Source organism: Citrobacter sp. Marseille-Q6884, assembly GCF_945906775.1.
GTDB lineage: Bacteria > Pseudomonadota > Gammaproteobacteria > Enterobacterales > Enterobacteriaceae > Citrobacter.
Genome location: NZ_CAMDRE010000001.1, coordinates 2,058,386 through 2,079,086, shown reverse-complemented (window position 1 = coordinate 2,079,086; position 20,701 = coordinate 2,058,386). Strand labels below are relative to the sequence as shown.

The 20,701-nt window shown below is 47.5% G+C and carries 20 protein-coding genes; 10 read left to right on the top strand and 10 right to left on the bottom strand.

Features of this window, described 5'->3' with window-relative positions:
- Positions 1–50 precede the first annotated feature (50 nt).
- From N7268_RS09775 to N7268_RS09765, 3 genes are read left to right on the top strand one after another with little or no spacing between them, the layout of a single operon-like run.
- On the top strand, positions 51–2,612 hold the full coding sequence (locus N7268_RS09775) for a glycosyltransferase (RefSeq protein WP_260862727.1): 2,562 nt from the start codon (positions 51–53) through the stop codon (positions 2,610–2,612).
- A 25-nt stretch (positions 2,613–2,637) separates the two neighbouring features.
- Complete coding sequence (locus N7268_RS09770) at positions 2,638–3,834, top strand: CDP-glycerol glycerophosphotransferase family protein (RefSeq protein WP_260862726.1); 1,197 nt, start codon at positions 2,638–2,640, stop codon at positions 3,832–3,834.
- 14 nt (positions 3,835–3,848) lie between these two features.
- Positions 3,849–5,018: a hypothetical protein gene (locus N7268_RS09765; RefSeq protein ID WP_260862724.1), complete on the top strand. Its 1,170-nt coding sequence runs from the start codon at positions 3,849–3,851 to the stop codon at positions 5,016–5,018.
- Between the two features lie 81 nt (positions 5,019–5,099).
- On the opposite strand, the gene N7268_RS09760 is transcribed toward N7268_RS09765, so the two are convergent.
- The 10 genes from N7268_RS09760 to N7268_RS09715 are packed head-to-tail and all read right to left on the bottom strand — an operon-like array spanning position 5,100 to position 13,819.
- Complete coding sequence (locus tag N7268_RS09760; protein ID WP_260862723.1) at positions 5,100–6,149, bottom strand: polysaccharide pyruvyl transferase family protein; 1,050 nt, start codon at positions 6,147–6,149, stop codon at positions 5,100–5,102.
- 39 nt (positions 6,150–6,188) lie between these two features.
- Entirely contained in the window at positions 6,189–6,851 is a 663-nt protein-coding gene (locus tag N7268_RS09755) for an acyltransferase (RefSeq protein WP_260862722.1), read from the bottom strand.
- A 9-nt stretch (positions 6,852–6,860) separates the two neighbouring features.
- Positions 6,861–7,259, bottom strand: a complete 399-nt coding sequence (locus N7268_RS09750) for an adenylyltransferase/cytidyltransferase family protein (protein ID WP_260862720.1) — start codon at positions 7,257–7,259, stop codon at positions 6,861–6,863.
- A 2-nt stretch (positions 7,260–7,261) separates the two neighbouring features.
- The gene (fliJ, locus tag N7268_RS09745) at positions 7,262–7,699 is read right to left on the bottom strand and encodes a flagellar export protein FliJ (RefSeq protein ID WP_260862718.1); all 438 of its coding nucleotides are present in this window, start codon (positions 7,697–7,699) and stop codon (positions 7,262–7,264) included.
- Positions 7,699–9,042, bottom strand: coding sequence for a flagellar protein export ATPase FliI (gene fliI, locus N7268_RS09740; protein ID WP_172862716.1), 1,344 nt, complete (start codon positions 9,040–9,042; stop codon positions 7,699–7,701). The genes fliJ and fliI overlap by 1 nt, the downstream gene beginning before the upstream one ends.
- Positions 9,035–9,745, bottom strand: a complete 711-nt coding sequence (gene fliH, locus N7268_RS09735; protein WP_260862716.1) for a flagellar assembly protein FliH — start codon at positions 9,743–9,745, stop codon at positions 9,035–9,037. Before fliH ends, fliI begins: the two co-directional genes overlap by 8 nt.
- 3 nt (positions 9,746–9,748) lie before the next feature.
- Entirely contained in the window at positions 9,749–10,765 is a 1,017-nt protein-coding gene (locus N7268_RS09730) for a flagellar motor switch protein FliG (RefSeq protein WP_172862714.1), read from the bottom strand.
- Positions 10,743–12,419, bottom strand: coding sequence for a flagellar basal-body MS-ring/collar protein FliF (gene fliF / locus N7268_RS09725; RefSeq protein WP_172862713.1), 1,677 nt, complete (start codon positions 12,417–12,419; stop codon positions 10,743–10,745). Before fliF ends, N7268_RS09730 begins: the two co-directional genes overlap by 23 nt.
- Before the next feature lie 4 nt (positions 12,420–12,423).
- Positions 12,424–12,786, bottom strand: coding sequence for a flagellar hook-basal body complex protein FliE (locus N7268_RS09720; RefSeq protein WP_260862714.1), 363 nt, complete (start codon positions 12,784–12,786; stop codon positions 12,424–12,426).
- A gap of 46 nt (positions 12,787–12,832) precedes the next feature.
- Positions 12,833–13,819, bottom strand: a complete 987-nt coding sequence (locus tag N7268_RS09715) for a sigma-54 interaction domain-containing protein (protein ID WP_260862712.1) — start codon at positions 13,817–13,819, stop codon at positions 12,833–12,835.
- Between the two features lie 593 nt (positions 13,820–14,412).
- Between N7268_RS09715 and N7268_RS09710 the strand changes: the two genes are divergently transcribed.
- Genes N7268_RS09710 through N7268_RS09680 form a run of 7 tightly spaced genes read left to right on the top strand, consistent with a single transcriptional unit; the run spans position 14,413 to position 20,670 of the window.
- Entirely contained in the window at positions 14,413–15,276 is an 864-nt protein-coding gene (locus tag N7268_RS09710) for a FliM/FliN family flagellar motor switch protein (protein WP_260862711.1), read from the top strand.
- Complete coding sequence (locus N7268_RS09705) at positions 15,269–15,640, top strand: FliM/FliN family flagellar motor switch protein (RefSeq protein ID WP_260862710.1); 372 nt, start codon at positions 15,269–15,271, stop codon at positions 15,638–15,640. Before N7268_RS09710 ends, N7268_RS09705 begins: the two co-directional genes overlap by 8 nt.
- The gene (gene fliP, locus N7268_RS09700) at positions 15,637–16,395 is read left to right on the top strand and encodes a flagellar type III secretion system pore protein FliP (RefSeq protein WP_260862708.1); all 759 of its coding nucleotides are present in this window, start codon (positions 15,637–15,639) and stop codon (positions 16,393–16,395) included. Before N7268_RS09705 ends, fliP begins: the two co-directional genes overlap by 4 nt.
- A gap of 12 nt (positions 16,396–16,407) precedes the next feature.
- The gene (locus N7268_RS09695) at positions 16,408–16,680 is read left to right on the top strand and encodes a flagellar biosynthetic protein FliQ (protein ID WP_260862706.1); all 273 of its coding nucleotides are present in this window, start codon (positions 16,408–16,410) and stop codon (positions 16,678–16,680) included.
- Between the two features lies 1 nt (position 16,681).
- Complete coding sequence (gene fliR / locus N7268_RS09690) at positions 16,682–17,464, top strand: flagellar biosynthetic protein FliR (protein WP_260862705.1); 783 nt, start codon at positions 16,682–16,684, stop codon at positions 17,462–17,464.
- Positions 17,454–18,593 (top strand): flagellar biosynthesis protein FlhB, encoded by a 1,140-nt coding sequence (gene flhB / locus N7268_RS09685; RefSeq protein WP_260862703.1) that lies wholly within the window; start codon positions 17,454–17,456, stop codon positions 18,591–18,593. Before fliR ends, flhB begins: the two co-directional genes overlap by 11 nt.
- Entirely contained in the window at positions 18,577–20,670 is a 2,094-nt protein-coding gene (locus N7268_RS09680; protein ID WP_198905303.1) for a flagellar biosynthesis protein FlhA, read from the top strand. Before flhB ends, N7268_RS09680 begins: the two co-directional genes overlap by 17 nt.
- Positions 20,671–20,701: the final 31 nt, after the last annotated feature.

Below are 20,701 nucleotides of genomic sequence, written 5' to 3'. Positions count from 1 at the left end.
TGACCGGGCGTGATGCCCGGTCCTTTTTCGAACCGCGAATACACATCAAAATGTCTGAGTCCAATAAAGCACGCTCCGCCCTGTCCGGGATTGTCAAAACGCTGGATACTGGCCGCGAAAAACCGTTTGTCAGCGTTGTTACCCCGACGTGGAATCGCGCCGCATTCCTGCCCTACCTGCTCTATATGTACCGCTACCAGGATTATCCGGCCGAACGCCGTGAGCTGGTGATCCTGGATGATTCGCCGCAAAGCCATCAGCCGATTATCGACCGACTGACGCAGAATCAGCCGGAAAAATTTAATATCCGTTATATCCACCACCCGGAAAAACTCGATCTGGGGAAAAAGCGCAATATGCTCAACGCGCTGGCAAAAGGTGAATATATTCTTTGCATGGATGACGATGATTATTATCCGGCGGATAAAATTTCTTACACCATTGAGATGATGCAACGTCATCGGGCACTCATTTCCGGCTCCGATCAGATTCCTATCTGGTACAGCCACATTAACCGGATATTCAAAACACGCAGCTTTGGCCCGCAAAATATTCTCAACGGTACCTTCTGTTACCACCGTAATTACCTGAAAAAACACCGTTATGAAGATGCGTGTAATTTAGCGGAAGAGGAAGGATTCACCAATCGCTTTACGGTCAATCCGCTGCAACTCCCCGGTGAACGTACCATCCTTTGTATTTCACATAGCCAGAATACGTTTGATAAAGATTTTGTCCTGGGATCAAGCCAGCCTCTGGCAGACAAATTGAGCCAGCATATCGCAGACCCGTTACTGAATAACTGGTACCAGAGCCTGCATAATGCAACCCATCATCAGCCGATCCAATGGGGGGCGATTGATCAGGTGGTGATCGTCAATCTGGACTCACGCCCCGACCGCCTTGCGGATGTTCAGCAAGAGCTGGCACAATTACATTTCCCCACAGAAAAAATAACCCGACTGCCTGCTTGTGAGGCGATAAATGGGCAAACCGGTCGACGCCAGTCCCATCTCCAGGCACTCAAGTTGGCGCAACAAAGGGGGTGGAAAAATTACCTGCTGCTTGAGGATGACGCCGTTATCCTGAAACAGGAAAAACATATTCGGGTGCTTAATTCGCTGCTTAATGCCCTGCCTAAATTCCCGTGGGAAGTCATTCTTCTCGGCGGCGAAATTAAACGCGGAAACCTATTAAAAAGCCTGAATGGGATGATCCACGCGCGTGACTGCAATAAGGTGTGTGCCTATCTGGTCAACAGCCATTATTACGCTTCGCTGACCCAACAAATGGAACACGACCTCTCTGATACGCTCGAAGGGCAATGGCAACCGTTGTTGCGTGAAGGAAAATGGCTGGCCTGCTATCCCAGCATTAGCTACCAACGTGCGGGTTACAGCGACATTGAGAAGAAAGAAACCGACAACATTGGTTACTACTTCAATAAAATCAATCAAATGACAGCAGACCCGCAACCGCTCTCCAGCACACCTTCACCGCAAAATGCGGTCTATAGCGGTACCATCGGTTTCTATATGGAAACCTCTTTGCATTACAGAGTCTACCGTCCGATCATCAGCGCGCTCCAGGCTCTGGGTCATAGCTGCTCATTACTGGTAAGCGACAGAATACACAAATCGTTTCTGGATGAGATGACAGCCACCCTTAGGACCATTGATGATCCCACGCTGGGAGGGCACCGGCTTTCGGACGTATTAGAACGCAATCAGCGCTATAAATGCCTTGTCAGCCCTTATTACACCCCGCTGCTTAACGGTCTTGCCGATATCCATGTTCGCGCTATGTATGGCCTGGCGAAGGAAGAGTGGAACCATGCCTGGTGGAATGCTTTCTATCATCGCATTCTTTGTTACAGCCACTATAGCCAGCAAGCATTGGATATTGGCGGCAATGCAAAAGTGGTGGGTAATCCCCGTTTCGATGAGTGGCACAACAAAACCTATGACGCCAGACTCCCTGAAAGCCTTAAGCTGGATGCGAAAAAGAAGACCCTGCTTTATGCCCCTACTTACGGTTCACTCAGTTCGATCCCTCATTGGGCGGCATCGCTCAGCCGCTTAAGCCATGAATATAATATCGTCACAAAACTGCATCATGGTACCTGCCACAGGCCTGAGGAAGCGGCATCACTGGCGCTGGCACAGAAATATTTAAAGAAACGGATCGACACTCCTGAGCATCAACTGGCGCTTATTGCACAAGCCGATTACATCCTTACGGACAGCAGCGGGTTTATTTTTGATGCGATCCATATGGGCAAACGCGTCATTTTGCTGACCTGGCCTGACATGAATTCATTGCTCGATGGGCAGCAAAGTTTCTCCACGCCTGACAGTGCCGATCAACGTATCCGGGACATCCTCCCTGTTGCAGATGATATGCAAACCCTGCGCGCTGCGTTATCCGAAACGTTTGACTGGGCTTCGCTGGATGCGCCATTGAGTGAAATTCGCCAGAAGTATTGCGATGCGTTTATGGATGGCCGGGCGGGAGAACGGGCGGCTTACGAAATAGAAACTCTCATGACATCCCCCTCAATAAACCAAAATAACACCCTGCTGCTAAGTCTACAGAATAAATTATTTAATTGAACATCAGCTCGGAAGGAATTACCACATGACTATGAATAACTATCCCGTCGTTGACTACCGTCTCTACCAGTCATTATCAAATATTTCGATTAAAAAAAGAAAAAATAAAAAAAGAGTTCTATTTTTTGATCGTGATGCTTTTTCTGATAATACCAAATACTTATATCTACATATGATTAAAAACCCGCAAACAGAATGTATATGGTGCACATGGAACGAAGATGTTTATCATATGCTGATGAAGCATAATCTCCCTGTACACCTTATAGGGAAAAATCATGATGCAACCATAAATTTATTTCTAGAAGCAAAAATAGCCATTTTTTGTGTTAATCCTCATCATAGCCTACATAAAAACTGGTTATATTTCGCCTGTCTTGAAGGTGCTAAACATATCCAGTTATGGCACGGTATTTCTGTAAAAAAACTATTATTACAGCTTACAACGCACTTCAGCATGACCGAACTTAATTTCAGTACATCGTTAGCCTGGGCCTCCCGAGCGGATTATGTATTAAGCACAACAGAGGGTTTGAACGATTACTGGTCTCAAGTATTTGGCTGTAATAATATTTTAAACGCTGCTTACCCGCGGAATGAAGTATTGCTCAGAGCAGCAATGCCATTAGAACTCCTGGGTTCAAAACTTGATAGCAGAACGATCAAAGCGTTCGCCAACAAAAGAAAAAAATTATTTATAGCCCCAACATGGCAACGCTTCGAAAATACCGACTTATTAAGCAAGGAGATACTAACAAAGATCTTACTCTACACCAATAAACACAATATCGATGTATTTATAAAAACCCATCCCTATCGAGCAATAAACTTCAACAATAAAACCCTGAAGATTGATAATTTTTATTTTATTGATGCAAACACAGACATCTATCCGCTTATGAGTAAATTTGACGCACTAATAACAGATTACTCATCTATAATGTTTGATTTTCTGTTAACGAAAAAACCGGTGCTAACGTTAGATATCGCACCAGGAGAACATGCTGACTTTGAACCAGACTACAACCTGTTACCAATAGATAATGACTTTCGCTACAAATTTAATACACAGACTATAGTAGATGTTTTGCATCAGGCATTAAATAAAGATGAAAAACTAATGTGTCGCGAAAAAGCCGTAGAACATTTATTTGGTCATGAACCTCAAAATGCGAATCAAACATTGGCTACATTTATCGAAAATCTAGCCCAGGAAAGTTAAGACTGGTAATATTTGTGAAAAAATTAAAAATATATCTTTCATCTGGTTCAGTACCAACAATTCCACAAATGTTAGATTTTGCATCATGTGCATACGATATGTCTGTCATGAAAATCATCTGTTGGTATCGAAACGAACTCACTCCCTTTCAGTTAAAAGGGACAAATGCATTTTATTTTCGACAACCCTATGCAGTCAGCAATGATTTTGTAGAAAAACTGATGAATGTGATAACTGCTATTAGACCACTAGAGGTAGAAGTCCATTCTAATATTGTATTTACCAATGTAGAGTTGTACAGAGTTATCGCCTGTATATCAAAAGTGCTGCATAAAGACCAAATAAAAATTCACTTATATGACGATGGAATAAGAAGTATTGGTGAGAGACTTGAGTTAAACAGATTAAATAAAAAAGAGTTCTCAGAGATTCAGAACAGCTGTCAAAAATACCTTGATGTAATTTTAAAACATGAAACAAATCCATTTGCTGATTATTTACGCACATCATGGCCAGTATTGATGCATTATTCGTGGCACAAATTTTACAATGTCACTTATCATTTAATGAATCAGCATGACAACCTGACAAGTAGCGGCACAACGCCATTCTATAAACATATACAAAAAAATACCTGTACACTCAAACATGCAGATATCACATCAACAGACCATAAGTCACTTGCGCTGTGTCTTAGCCTGTTAAACTTAAATATATCAACAATCAATGAAATAAAAAAAGAACTAAAACATGAAAATAGCCTTCTCTATATGGGGGCTGGTTTTTTCAACAGAGAAAAAGATGACTTTATTACAGAAAAACAGGTTGCTAAAATAAACAGGATGAAATGCAGTGGGGTTATTAAAAACAATGATAAAATCTTTTTTAAAGCCCATCCGATTAATCACATTGATAACAGAAGAAAAATAATCGAGGTATTAGGTGATAATGTTTACACATTACCCAATCATATTCCTTTCGAAATCCTTCCTGTTATTGGTTTATCACCCACTGAGATCATATGTTCCTTCAGTACATTACTGTTCACTATGCAACCTACGGCGTTCAGGCATATTATAGGTAGCGCGGACACTACACGAGAGTCGCTAAAAGAACCACTCATTAATGGGTTAATAAAGGCCAATATTTTGAAAGGAGAAATAGTGAGTGGTTGGTTAGACTAAATATGATAATGGAAGAATACTATCCCTGAAAATGTACACTCCACTTTCAGGGATACATTCAGCACGACAAACGAATCAGATTCACTTTTTCCATTTATAGTTATTTTCAGCTTTCACACACAAATCCTCTAATTTATTATCCCACACAATATCGTCTAATGAATCCATCATCTGATAGAATTCTTCTTGGGTCGACACAGACTTGGGTAAGCCATTATCATAGGCTATCACTTCAATTTTCGGTGTGTTGGATGGAAAGTAAATTACCGGCGTTCCAAAACAGGCTGCTGCAATGGTAAAGTGATATCGCCCGGAAACTAATACGGAGCAGTGTTTTATTATTGAAAGCCAATCTTCTAAACTTTTTGCGTCAAAGACCAGTATATCTGGCATATTTTCCAGATAGTGCGCAATCACTGACTGTTCAGTTTTACGTATTCCTTCTTTCTTTGACCCAGCCAGATATACTATTTTATGGTTTGGAAATTTAGATTTTATTTTTTCAATAATATAACCTGTTCTTAATGTATTATAATTAACTGCACCAGAAATACAGACATATTTCTCAGAGATTAAACTTTCTGGTATTTTATCTTGTATCTCTCTGATGGTCAGCGGTAAACTATCAAAAGACTCAACACAGGGGACCCCCAGCACCGCCCGTATAATTAGAGAAGAAAGACTTTCTCTTGCTGCTATATATTCACAGGAGCGATAAGCTTCTCGGTAAAAATTTAGCGCATTTTCTTCCGATGTATTTGGATAACAAGAGTGATTAATAAGATATACTTTCTTATTAAAAAATTTCTTTGCTGCAATGATTAGAAAAAGTAAGGCTCTCACACCTGGTTTGAAATCGTGGATCGTTCCTTCGCCATTCACAACGATGAAGTCACTGGCATTCATGGCATTCGCAATAGGGGCAAATTGTTGAATGAAGGTTTCACGTGTTCCAATAGCATTTACTTTTAAAGGTATATTTGATAATAACGGGATAGTATATACTGGCAAAGATAATATTTGCTTCACACCCATTTTTGATAATTGTTTTTTGATCTGCAATGAGGTTCCGTTACATCCCCAGTGATAAAAATCTTCGGTATCATTTAGAAGAAATACTGTTTTTCCCATATATCATCACCTATCAATAAAATATAATTAGCAAAATTATTATTTTGTTTCACCCCAATATAAACTAAGTTCAATATCACTGGCATCTTGAGTAACATTTAATTTAGTTTTATTTAGATTAGGCCTTTCCCATGCAATGTTTTTTCTTATAACTTGGGCCGGAGAGCCAACTGCAATACAATTGTTTGGGATAATACCTGTCACTAACCCTCTGATACCAATCATGCTGCCATCTGCAATGGTGGCTCCCGCCAGTACGATAACCTGATCACCTAACCATACATGATTACCAATACTTATCGATTTGGCGATATTGATTCTATTGTTCGTCAAAACATCAAAAATAGGGTGCGAGTCATGTGTTCTCAACACAGTATCAGTTGCAATCATACAATCATCACCGATAACGACATTAGTTGCCTCTGCTGTATTGATAAAACAATTTCCTGTCACCGTTGTGTTGTTGCCAATACTGACCTTGCATTTATTACCAACAATCACTCTGCCTCGAAAGGATGCCATCGCCCCCAAAGAGAAATGTCCTCCATTGCCATAGAAATCGATACGACCAGTCAGTGTTTTAACAGTATCATGAATAATCAGAATATTATTACTGCCAAAAAAACGTATCTCTACACGATGCTTGAGTTGACCTCGATAATATATCGCATTGCCATTTGAATCCCGACCATGTACCAACATGTAAACACTCTAATAGTTAATATTTCTCACGACTTCTATTATCGAAGTCGTCGATATCGAAGGTGTTCTGGGGAAATAGACCACTTCGCACAGGTAAGACAAACTATCAAAGCGTCCTGCCCAATCGTCACCCATGACCAGGATATCGGCCTTGAACTGGCGAATATAATCCGCTTTTTGCTCCAGCGACTCTTCGAGGAACACGCTGTCTACACATTTCAGCCCGGCAACAATCCCCATGCGATCATTTTGACTGTAAATCGGCATTCGGACTTTTTTCTGCATATTCAGCTGATCTGAAGATACGCCAACGATCAGGCGTTCCCCGAGTTTTCCGGCACGTTCAAGAATACGTAGATGGCCAATATGAAAAACGTCAAAGGTGCCAAAGGTAATCACCGTTTTCATCGTCAACCCAACACCTTCTGCCTTAACCAGCACTGTGCGGCAATTTCATCGACCGCTTTTTGTTCTTTAACGAAAGCCTCATGATTCAACGCGTGGCGCTTATCATCCAGCGTCATAGCGACGATTTTCTCTTCGCAGGCGGCGGTAACCAGGTTCTTCTGGATACGGGTTTCTTTAATTTTGGCCAGTGTCTTCTCCTGCTCTTGCCAGGCGATAACCGAACGCAGCGTGCCTTTGTATCCCGTCACATTTTTGAGCGACTCAGCGGAAGGGGCATCGACACCGGTTCCCGTTTTTTGAATGAGATAGCCCAGCGCTTTGATGTTATTTTCATAGCCGGCACAAACCTGCTTCTGTTGAGCAAGTTGCACCGTCATGTCTTTTACCGATTTATCTCGCAGGCGCTGCAACTGCGCGAGCGTGTCAATAATCTGTCGCATCATGACTTACCTTCTGCTTTCTTAGCGACCGGGAAAAGGGTCTGTAGTCGGCTTTGCACCAATTCAAGTGAGGCGGGTTCACTGACTTCCTGACGCAAAAAGCGCTCGATGGCGGGAAATGCTTTGACGGCTTTATCAACGCCCGGATCCGCGCCAGCCACATATCCCCCCAGAGGGATCAACGGCTTGATATCCATATAGGTGGCATAGTTTTGCTTGAGTAACCGCGCTGACTGCTGATGCTCATAGCTTGTCACCTGCGTCATGCAACGACTGATCGACTGACCGATATCAATCGCCGGATAATGCCCGGCCTCCGCCAGCTTACGGGTCAGCACGATATGCCCGTCCAGCACCGCACGCGCACAGTCGACGATCGGGTCCTGCTGATCGTCCCCTTCCGCCAGGACGGTATAAATGGCGGTCATCGATCCTTCGCTCTCGCTATTACCCGCGCTTTCCACCAGCTTCGGGATCATGCCAAATGCGGACGGCGGATAACCTTTGGTTGCCGGCGGCTCGCCCAGTGAAAGTGCAATTTCACGCTGCGCCATGGCATAGCGTGTTAGCGAATCCACCAGCAATAAAACGTGGTGCCCGCGGTCACGAAACCAGGCGGCGATAGAGTGGCAAAGCTCGGTGGCTTTTAGGCGCATCAATGGCGATTCATCTGCCGGAGCGGCCACAATAATGGATTTTGCCAGCCCTTCCGCCCCCAGCGAGTGATCGATAAACTCTTTCACTTCGCGTCCGCGTTCACCAATTAACCCCACCACGACGATGTCGGCTTTGGTCTGGCGGGTGATCATCCCCAGCAGTACGCTCTTCCCTACACCGCTCCCGGCCATTAACCCCACACGCTGGCCTTTACCAATGGTCAATAGGCCATTGATCGCTTTCACACCGACATCCAGCGGCTGATTTACGGACTGGCGCGTCAGCGGATTGATGGACGGCGCCTGGGGGGGCAGCACGTCATTACCGGTCAGTCGGCCTTTGGCATCCAGGGGTTCGCCCAGGCCATTGACCACCCGACCCAGCCAGCTTTCACTAATCAGGATCTCCTGGGCTTTTTCTTCAGGAAATACGCGTGCGCCGGCCATTAATCCCACGGGATGTTTAAAAGGCATCAGGTAGGTGATATCGCGATTAAAACCCACGGCCTGCGCATCAATCAGCGTGTGGTTGGCACTTTCGACACGACACAGTTGGCCGGTCATCAACGGGCAGCCCACGCTCTCCAGCAGAATGCCGTTTACACGCACCAGCCGCCCGGCAACCCGGGCGAGCGGAATAGATTCAATGGAACGCAGGGCGTTATCGAAGAATGAAAGGTCACTCACCCTGAGGCTCCGGAAGCAGTGTCTCTTTTAATGCGCTCATGCATTGGTCGAGTCGATGCTCACAGCCGATATCCAGCTCTGACTTATCCGTAATGACCCGACACTCACCCACATGCAAATCAGGTGATGGCGTCAGCCCCCATTCATTGACCTTTTCCGGCGCCGCATCTTTAATGCGCACAAACTCTTCGTTGCTGAGCAGCACCTGCAGCGACTCAGGCATGGCAGGAAAAGCAGAGATCGCCTCTTCCACCAGCGACAATAGCTGGGTTGGCTGCAGTGCCAGTTCGCAACGAATCACCTGACGGGTCACTTTTTCCACCAGTTGCAGCAGGTCTTCCCGCTGTTTGCGCTGAATGTGCGCCAGGTAATCGTTCACTTTGCCCGAGAGACTATCGAGAGGCAGCGCCGCCTGCATAAATTGTTTACGCCCTTCCTGTTGCCCGGCCAGGCTGCCTTCGGTGTACCCCTGACGCACGCCCTCTTCATGGCCTTTTTGATGCCCTTCCTGAAAGCCCTGCTCTTGCCCCTCAGCCATTCCCTGTTCAAAGCCTTTTTGCAGCCCTTCCTGGAAACCGTCCATTAGCTGGCGCTGATAATCCGCTGGGGTAATGCCCGGCGTTAACTGCTCTGTTGGCAGGTGACGCTGGCGAGGAGGAAAGCGGTGCAGTCGGTAACGACCACGGATGGTTTCAATCGCCATGGTTTACTCCGCCGTCTGTTCAGCAAACAGCTGAAGCTGAATTTCACCCGCTTCCTCAAGCTCACGGGCAATCCCCATGATTTCACGGCGGATTTGTTCAATACGACTCACCGGTACCGGACCAAGACGCGAGGTAATGGACTCCAGTTGCTGTACCTGGCGCTTTGGCATCACGGCATAAATAGAGCGACGCAACAGCGCCTCAGTGCCTTTGAGCGCCACCGCCCAGTCTTCCATCGGCACTTCGTCGAGCAGACGGCGACGCACTTCATCGCTTTGACGGCTCAGAATAAAGAAGTCGTACATTTCATCCTGCAACTGCTCCAGAACATCTTCATCACGTTCGCGAAGTTGATCGAGGATCATCTGCTGGTTGCCCTGGAAACGGTTAACGATATCCGCCGCCTGCTTGATACCTTTGACTTTCGATCCATGTTCGGACAGGACCGACAGCCCACGTTCGATCAGGCGATCCAGTTCATCCACCACATCACGGTTTACGTCATTAAGCTTCGCAACCCGATAGAGGATCTCGTTTTGCACTGACTCACTCATATAAGAGAGCACCGTGGCGGAGATTTCCGGCGTCAGAAAAGCCAGAAAAACGGCCTGCAGCTGCAGGTGTTCTTCCGAGATCAAGATCGCCAGTTGGCGAGGTTCGACCCACTGCAAACGCGCCATACGGGATCGGATCTCATCACCGTAGATCCCATTGATAACGCTGCTGGCAATTTCAGTGCCCAACGCTTTGTTCAGGATCCCTTGCAGCATGGAGCGCGATGCGCCGTTGATGCCGCTTTGCTCACGGAATTCATCGAAAAAGTTGTTGATGACTTTTTTCGCCATGCTGGTTTTTACCCCAGACAGGCGCGCCATATTTTCACTCAGACGTACCACTTCTTCGCGGCTGAGTTTTTGCATCACCGTGGCGGCCGCTTCCTCTCCCAGACACAACAAGAGAATGGCTGCCTGTTCCAGGTAGCTGTTGTTACTGCCGTTACTTGTTGTCAATTCGCTCATTGCTGGTTATCCATTGTCTGAGAACTTCAGCGACACGATCGGTGTCGCTCATCGCCAGTTTTTGCAGGAACTCAAGTTTCACTTCCAGACCGGAACTCTGCGAAGGCAGGCTGTCGTCTCCCGGGAAAGAAGGCAGTTCAATACTTTTACGGTCGTCATCTGTCGGTGCAAAATGCGGCTCGATTGCTGGAATCGCGGCCTGAGAGGCGGTATTCAGCGCCAGTTCAGGCGTCACGGTTCTCCGGCGGTCAGCGGTCAGACGTTTCATGATCGGACGGACCACGAAGACGAGCAGCAGCAGAGCCAGCAGGCCGCTACCGATCAGACGAACCCAGGCCAGAATGTTGTCATCCTTCCATAGCGGGATCTGCGGCTCAGCGGGGATCGCCTGTGGCACAAAGTTAAGCAACGAAAGCGAAAGATTATCGCCACGTTTGGCATCAATCCCGGCAGCGTTATTCAGCAGCGCCGTCAGCTGTTCGGTTTGTTCCGGTTTCCAGTTTTTCAGTGCCGGCGCGCTCTGATTGAGTACGACCGCCACATTCAATCGCTTGATATCAAAGCCAGGATGCTGAATATGCTCAACACTGCGGTCCCAGGTATAGTCCCGCTTATTTTCACTGTGTTTCGAGAGCGCAGCGGGTTGGCGCGGTTCCTCCGTCGGATTGGTACCGTTCGCCGTCTGGTTTGGCGCCAGTGGAGGACGGTTACTCAGCGAGCCGGGTATCCCCATGGCGATTTGATTGGTATCGCTGTCGAGGATCGTTTCTTCACGGTTAACCTTTGGCGTATCGCCATAATGTTCCTGGGTTTCGTCGATATTACTCAGATCGAGATCGGGCATAACGCTGACCCGGTAGTTGCCTGTTCCTACCAGTGAATCGAGAACATTGGCCATGCTGGCGCGTGTTTTGTCCTGAATATCCTTCAGGATCTGATCGCGTTTACGCGTCGCTGCAGAAACCGCTTCTCCGGCACCAATACCGTCGGACAGTAAATTGCCGGCCTGATCGACGACGCTCACTTTCGACGCTTGCAGATTCGGCACGCTGCCGGACACCAGATGCACAACCGCATTCACCTGGTCCATATCCATCTTGCTGCCATAATGCAGACGCACCACGACCGAGGCGCTGTTTTGCGGCTCATCACTGACGACAAACGAACTCTCTTCGTTCAGCGCCAGATGCACGCGGGCGCTTTCTACGGCATCCAGCGTCATGATGCTTTGAGCCAGTTCCCCTTCCAGGCTGCGCTTATAGCGAATGTTCTGCACAAACTGGCTGGCGCCCAGTACTTCATCTTTGTCCATCAGCTCATAGCCGCCAGGCAACGTCGCCTGTACACCTTTGGCCGCGAGCGTCATTCGCGTTTTAGAAAGCGCTTCTTCCGGCACCAGAATCTGCCCGCTTTGCGGATCGATGCGGTAGTCCAGCTTTTCGCCGTCCAGCACCGTGACTATCTGTGAAACCGGGAGATTCTCCTGACGACCATATAGCGAGACATAGCCGTGATTCCCGTTCCACAGTACGCTCACAATGATCGCAGTGGCCGCAACCGCCGCTGCCGCCAGTAACGCCCAGCGTTTATTCCCTTCCAGCCGGAAGGAGAACGACGGCAACTGCTGTGTTAATTTTTTTATTAATTCATTCATAGCGTTACACTGACATGCTCATCAGGTCATTGAATCCGGAAGCGACTTTATTTCTTACCTGTACCAACGCGGAAAACGATAGCGATGCCTGCTGGCTGGCGATCATTGCCCCCGCCAGGTCATCACTTTTCCCCATCTCAATGGCCGTTTGTTTTTGGTCCGCAACCTGCTGAAATTGATCAACATGATTGAGCGCGCCTTGCAGGACCTGGTTAAATGAAACCTGTGAGGTCGCAGATTGCGCGCCGACGGCGTTAATCTGCATCGGCGACAGTACAGGTGCCTGTGCGACGGCTTTCATCTGCAGCATGTCCTGCATCATCTGCGTCTGCATCGTACTGGCTGGGGTGATCGTATTTATGCTCATGACCTACTCTTCAAGTAAAAAAGCGCTTCCTGTAAAACAGATTGATTCAGGAGAAGATTTCTATTCCCTGTTTTCGCATCGACGCCAGACGATAACGAAGCGCACGTGGGGTAATTCCTAATAAATCAGCAATTTTTGTTTTATTGCCCTGATATTTACGCATCAGGTCGGCAATATATTGATACTGCGCACTGCGGCCATGTTGTCCCAGATTATCGCTTTCCGTTAATTGCACACGGGGTTTCGGTTGCCATTCCGGCTCGCTCCATGAATCCGACTCAATTGACGGAAGTCCTAACGTATCGGGATAAATCACCCCATCACGATTGAGGATCATGCCGCGTTGAATGGCATTTTCGAGCTGGCGCACATTCCCCGGCCATGCATAGCTGAGCAATGCACGTCGTGATGATTCAGAAAGCTTGATATTTTTGACCAGAACCGTGGAGTACTTTTTGATAAAAGACTCCGCTAACGGGATAATATCTTCCATACGCTCACGCAGTGGCGGCATGGTCACTGGAATAACCGAGAGTCGGTAGTAAAGATCTTCTCTAAACCGACCTGCAGCGACTTCTTCCTCAAGATTTTTATTGGTGCAGGCAATCAGACGGAAGTTGAGTTTTATTAAACGATTGCTGCCTAAGCGCTCAACCTGCTGTTCCTGCAAGACACGCAATATCTTCGCCTGCAGTGCTAAAGGCATATCACCGATCTCATCGAGCAGTAATGTCCCATTATTGGCTAATTCCATTTTTCCCGGTACGCTCGCAATCGCTCCCGTAAACGCACCTTTGTCATAACCAAATAATGTCGCCTCAAGCATATTTTCAGGGATAGCCGCGCAGTTAACACCGATATAAGGCGCGTATTGGTCCTGTGAGAATGCAATAGAATGTATAAATTTTGCTACACATTCTTTACCCGTTCCCGTTTCACCATGAATAAGGACAGGAACATTAAAAGCAGCAATACGCTGGGCCAGAGAAAAGGCATTGATACTGGAAGCTGCTTCAGCAATAAGTTCAAACATGATTATCTTTCACTTAGAAGTAAAGTTAACATCCATTACGAGAAATATACAATTCATTCCAAAGCACAATCACCGAATAATATATATCGCTCGTGCCATGTTTTAATCTCATCCTTGCTCATGTTTTACCTCGCTTTCAAAGCGGGGTCTTACCCAAGACTAAACTCAAATAAGGTTTTTCCTAGAAAAAGACTACCACTGGTAGAGAAAACAATTCTGAATTAAAAGATAATAAAAATATTATTCATTACAAAACAATGAGATACACGAATATACGTTCAAAAAACGAGCGGCATGAATGAGGTGAAAAGCATAAACAAAAAAGCGACAACCACCACGGATATGCAATTAATTATTTTTTAATTATAGAACACTGACATTAATAACTTGCAGAATCAGGTGACAAATCATCTAATATCCAGCCCTACATCAGAGAGGATCGTAGGGGCGCATTTCATAGGTAATGGATTCCAACTATATAGGAATAGCGTCAAGGATGAGCAATAAATTAAATGGATTTTTTTATTCTTTGATAACTGCGGGATTTGATATCAATTCATCCGCCCCAAAAATTACAGCAGAGAAAGCGTACCATGCTGAAGTATAGTCAAACCCCCGGTATCTTTAAACTTGAAGGAAACCGGCTTGGACGTCCATATCATCGTCTGCCGACTATGTTTACGGGTAATTTTGATACAATTGAATCACATCTCGGAAACTATTTTCTGAAAAAACATCGCACAAATATAACACTCAAAAAAATACATTGTGAAATGGATGTTATAAATAAAAGCGCTGAATTATTAGTTTCTCAGGTCGGTCACCTGGCCTTTGATATCGATCGTTCATTATTGTTAATGCTGCTGGGTAATTTCTATGGATTGCCTTCATCTCTGGCGGAAGAAGAACCGCAAGATGATTTACCCACAAAGACAGAAACCAGACTGAAAAGCAGACTGGCGTTGGATATCAGTAATATCATTTTTAATAAAAACATCTCTGGTATTCCACTCACGCTTAAGCCTGACAGCAGTACGGTACAAACGCATTGGGCCTATCAACTTACTTTTATATTGGGCGATGACGAGAATTGCAGTTTTAGAATCCTGCTGGATGATTCACATACAGATTACATTCTGAACTTAATTCGTCGTAGCGAACACGGCGACAAAAAAAAGCAGATTGATAAGACCGATGCTGAAACGCGTAAAAAGACGCTGATCAAAGAAATTATTAATACGCTGCCGCTGACAATGAACGTAAAGATTGCAGAGATCCCGCTCAACGTTGCCGATCTGACAACAATTAAGCCGGGTGACATTTTACCCATTGCGATGCCTGATAGCTTCCCTGTTTATATCGGGAAATCCGAATTATTTAACGCCCTGATCGTAGAAGATAAAGACAAACTGTTTTTGTCCGAATTAACGAGTAAGACTGAGAAATCCTATGAGTAAGCAAGAAGATATTTTAGAGCAAGGTTTCGAGCTGGCTCCTGAAGCCACTCCCCCGGCTACGCCGTCAGTTGCCGAAACGCTGGTCGCGCGTTTAGAAGATCGTTTTTCCGAGTCCATGGCGTTGCTCAAACGCATTCCGGTGACGTTAACCCTGGAAGTCTCCTCCGTTGAGATCATGTTGTCCGATCTGCTGAATATTGATGATGACACCGTCATTGAGATGGACAAACTCGCGGGCGAGCCGCTGGATATTAAGGTGAATAATATCCTGCTGGGTAAAGCCGAAGTGGTTGTGGTCAATGAAAAGTACGGCTTGCGCGTCCTCGAATTCAATACGCATGAAATCAACGATCTGGCACCATGAAACTCGCGGCAAAATCCACGCTCATACTGGGTATCTCCCTACTCCTCCTTTCTCCCTTTGCCTGTGCGCAAGGGGGAGATATCCCGTTGTTGAATGTGATTTCGCACGGTAGTAGTCAGGAATACAGCGTAAAGATTCAGGTCCTGCTTCTGATGACGCTGGTCGGTATTCTGCCTACTCTGGTGCTGATGATGACCTGTTTTACCCGTTTTATTATTGTCCTTTCTCTGCTACGTCAGGCGCTGGGTCTGCAGCAAACGCCGCCAAACCGCATACTGATTGGGATCGCATTGTGCTTAACCATGCTGGTTATGCGTCCTGTCTGGATAAATATCTACGATCACGCGGTCGTGCCTTTTGAAAACGATCAGATCACGCTCCCGGACGCGCTAAGCACGGCGGCTTCACCGCTGAAACGCTTTATGCTGGCGCAAACCAACAAAAAAGCGATCGCGCAGATTATGGAAATCGCCGATGCAAAAGGAAATGCCGCCGATCAGGATCTCTCTATTGTCGTGCCCGCCTATGTTCTGAGCGAGCTGAAAACGGCCTTTCAGATCGGCTTCATGATCTACATTCCGTTCCTGGTGATCGACCTGATCGTGGCCAGCGTGCTGATGGCGATGGGGATGATGATGCTATCGCCGCTGATCGTTTCTTTGCCCTTTAAGCTCATGCTTTTTGTACTGATTGATGGTTGGGCGCTTACCGTTGGCACACTCACTTCCAGTATTCGCGGTCTGGGATTGGGCTAACGAGGGTCAAACATGTTAACCATTGATATGGCTGCAGATATTGTCGCCAGCGGCATAAAGGTCGTGATCATTTTAGTCTGCGTATTAGTCGTTCCCAGCCTGCTGGTCGGTCTGCTGGTCAGCATTTTCCAGGCGGTGACGCAGATTAACGAACAAACGCTCAGCTTTTTGCCCAGACTGATTGTCACCCTGGCGGTACTGGGTATTTGCGGGAAATGGATGATCGTCCAGTTGGACGACCTCTGCGTTCATCTGTTCACTCAGGCCGCCATTCTGGTGCATTGAAATGCGCGAAACAGACATCACGCAGCTAAGCAATCTGGTTTTGGGGATGTGGTTTCCCTTCGTGCGCATTATGGCGTTTATCCGCTACGTGCCGGTGCTGGATAACGCCGCACTGACGGTGCGTGTACGCATTATTTTGTCACTGCTGCTGGCTTTCATCATTACGCCGCTTATTCCGCATCCCATCCCCACCAGCCTGTTGTCGATGAACAGCCTCGTTCTGACCGCAGAACAGATCCTGTGGGGGATGCTGTTCGGTCTGATGTTGCAGTTCTTATTTTTAGCGCTGCAACTGGCTGGCCAGATCCTCTCCTTTAATATGGGAATGAGCATGGCGGTGATGAACGATCCCAGCAGCGGCGCCTCAACAACGGTGCTGGCGGAAATGATTAACATCTATGCGGTCATCTTGTTCTTCGCGATGGATGGGCATCTGCTGCTGGTGAGCATTTTATTTAAAGGTTTTAGCTACTGGCCGATTGGCAATGCGCTTCATCCGCAATCGCTTCGCACCATTTCTCTGGCACTGAGTTGGGTATTTGCTGCCGCCATGCTGCTTGCGCTGCCAACAACGTTCATCATGCTCATCGTACAGGGCTGCTTCGGCCTGCTTAACCGTATTGCTCCCCCGTTAAACCTGTACTCCTTAGGTTTTCCTATCAACATGCTGGCCGGATTGGTCTGTTTCGCCACCCTACTTTACAACCTGCCCGATCACTATCTGCACCTGGCGAATTTCGTCTTGCAACAACTCGACGCGCTGAAGGGGCACTATGGCGGATAGCAGCAGCGAAGAAAAAACAGAAAAACCCTCGTCGCAAAAACTTCGCAAAGCCAGACAAGAGGGGCAAATTCCGCGCTCAAAAGATATGGGGCTCGCCGCCAGTCTGTTTGCCGCGTTTATGGTGATTTCCAGCAGTTTCCCCTGGTATGAAGATTTTGTGCGTGAAAGCTTTACCAGCGTGCATCAGTACGCGCAGAACATTAATGACCCCGGCATCATCGGCCAGTTTCTCGAACACCATCTGCTGATTTTAGGGAAATTTATCCTCACGCTGTTACCGATGCCGGTCGCGGCCCTGTTTGCTTCGCTGGTGCCCGGAGGATGGTTATTTCTGCCGAAGAAAATTTTGCCTGACTTCAGCAAGCTCAGTCCGATAAAAGGTATCGGTCGCCTGTTTTCGACGGACCACCTTGTCGATACCGGAAAGATGACGATTAAAGCGCTCGTCTTGTTAGTCATGCTGTGGGTGAGTCTGCACAACAACTTTGCGGCCTTCCTCGGACTACAACAATTGTTCTTTAAACAAGCGATAACCGATGGTTTATCGCTTTACAGCAGCGTGATGCGTAACTTCGTCATCCTGTTTGTTTTCTTCGCGCTTATTGATGTGCCTTTGGCGAAAAAAATGTTCACCAAAGGGCTGAAGATGACCAAGCAGGAAGTAAAGGAAGAATATAAAAATCAGGAAGGTAAGCCTGAAGTTAAGGCCAGAATCCGCCGTTTGCAGCGCCAGATGGCGATGGGGCAAATCCGCAAAGTTGTCCCCAAAGCGGATGTCGTGATCACCAACCCGACGCATTACGCCGTGGCGCTCCAGTATGACCAGTCACGCGCCGCCGCACCTTTCGTTGTCGCGAAAGGAACGGATGAAATCGCGTTGTACATCCGCCAGGTAGCGGCGGAGAACAAGGTCGAAGTGGTTGAGTTTCCCAAGCTGGCGCGTTCTGTCTATTACACCACCCAGGTGAATCAACAAATTCCGTTTCAACTTTACCGGGCGATTGCCCACGTCCTGACCTACGTCCTGCAAATGAAACACTGGCGTGATGGTTCACAATCCCGCCCTTCACTGAACAGACATATTTCTATTCCAAAAGAGGTTCTTAAACTGGATGCCGAAAACAACTAAACAATTCATGGCGCTACTGCGCAACGGTAATATCGGCGTGCCGCTGGTTATATTGTCTATCCTGGCAATGGTGATCCTGCCATTACCTCCGGCTCTTTTGGATATTCTGTTCACCTTTAACATTGTACTGGCGGTGATGGTGCTGTTGGTGGCCGTTTCCACCAAGCGCCCCCTTGAGTTCAGTCTTTTCCCCACCGTCTTGCTGATCACCACCCTGATGCGATTGACGCTGAACGTCGCGTCTACACGTGTGGTATTGCTGCATGGGCATATGGGGGCAGGCGCCGCCGGTAAGGTCATTGAGTCCTTCGGTCAGGTCGTGATTGGCGGTAACTTTGTGGTCGGTTTTGTGGTGTTCATTATCCTGATGATCATCAACTTTATCGTGGTCACCAAAGGTGCGGAACGTATCTCTGAAGTTTCCGCTCGCTTTACGCTGGACGCCATGCCGGGTAAACAGATGGCGATCGATGCCGATCTGAATGCGGGGTTGATTAACCAGGCACAGGCACAAGCGCGGCGTAAGGACGTGGCAGGCGAAGCCGATTTCTACGGCGCAATGGACGGCGCGTCGAAGTTTGTTCGCGGGGACGCCATCGCCGGGATGATGATTCTGGCTATCAACCTGATCGGCGGTGTGTGTATTGGGATATTTAAATATGACTTAAGCGCTGAGGCCGCATTCCAGCAATATGTCCTGATGACTATCGGTGACGGCCTGGTCGCGCAAATCCCTTCCCTGCTGCTGTCTACCGCCGCGGCGATCATCGTCACTCGCGTGAGTGACAGCGGCGATATTGCCACCGACTTCCGTAGCCAGCTGCTGGCAAGTCCTTCTGTACTTTATACCGCCACCAGCATCATGTTCGTGCTGGCGGTAGTGCCCGGCATGCCCCACTTTCCGTTCCTGATATTCAGCGCCCTGTTGGGATTTACCGCCTGGCGCATGAGCAAACGTCCGAAGGTCGCCGATACCGAAGAAAAAAACCTCGAAACGCTGACCAAGACCATCGCCGAAACAACCGAGCAGCAGGTCAGTTGGGAAACCATCCCGTTAATCGAACCTATTAGCCTGAGCCTGGGTTATAAGCTGGTCGCACTGGTGGATAAATCCAAAGGAAATCCGCTTACCCAGCGTATTCGCGGCGTACGGCAGGTCATCTCAGACAGCAACGGCGTTTTGCTTCCTGAGATTCGCATCCGCGAAAACTTCCGGCTTAAGCCGACGCAGTACGCTATTTTTATTAACGGCATTAAAGCCAGTGAAGCCGATATCCCCTCGGATAAGCTGATGGCGCTGCCCTCCAGCGAAACGTACGGCGAAATAGACGGCGTTTTAGGCCACGATCCGGCCTATGGCATGCCTGTCACCTGGATTGCCCCGGCACAAAAGGCGAAAGCCTTAAATATGGGGTATCAGGTTATTGATAGCGCCAGCGTGATTGCGACACATGTGAATAAAATTATTCGCAGCTATATTCCCGATCTGTTTAATTACGATGATATTACCCAGTTGCATAATCGCCTCTCCTCCATGGCGCCTCGTTTGGCGGAGGATCTCAGCGCAGCCCTGAATTACAGCCAATTATTGAAGGTCTATCGCACGCTGCTTATCGAAGGCGTTTCATTACGCGATATCGTCACGATTGCCACCGTTCTGGTGGCCAGCAGCGCGGTGACCAAGGACCCGATTCTATTGACGGCGGATGTCCGGCTTGCGCTACGCCGTAGCATAACCCACCCGTTTGTGCGCAAAGGTGAACTGGCCGTCTACACGCTCAATAATGAACTGGAGAATTTATTGGCTAACGTAGTGAACCAGGCGCAGCAAAGTGGAAAAGTGGTGCTCGATAGCGTGCCCGTCGATCCGAATATGCTCAATCAGTTCCAGACGAATATGCCGCAAATTAAAGAACAGATGAAAGCGGCGGGTAAAGAGCCGGTTCTGTTGGTCGCACCGCAATTACGTCCACTGCTCGCCCGCTATGCACGCCTGTTTGCGCCAGGATTACAGGTGCTTTCTTATAATGAAGTCCCGGATGAGCTGGAATTAAAAATTATGGGGGCGCTGAGTTAACCTTAGCGGGGCGGTGTCATTAGCACCGCCC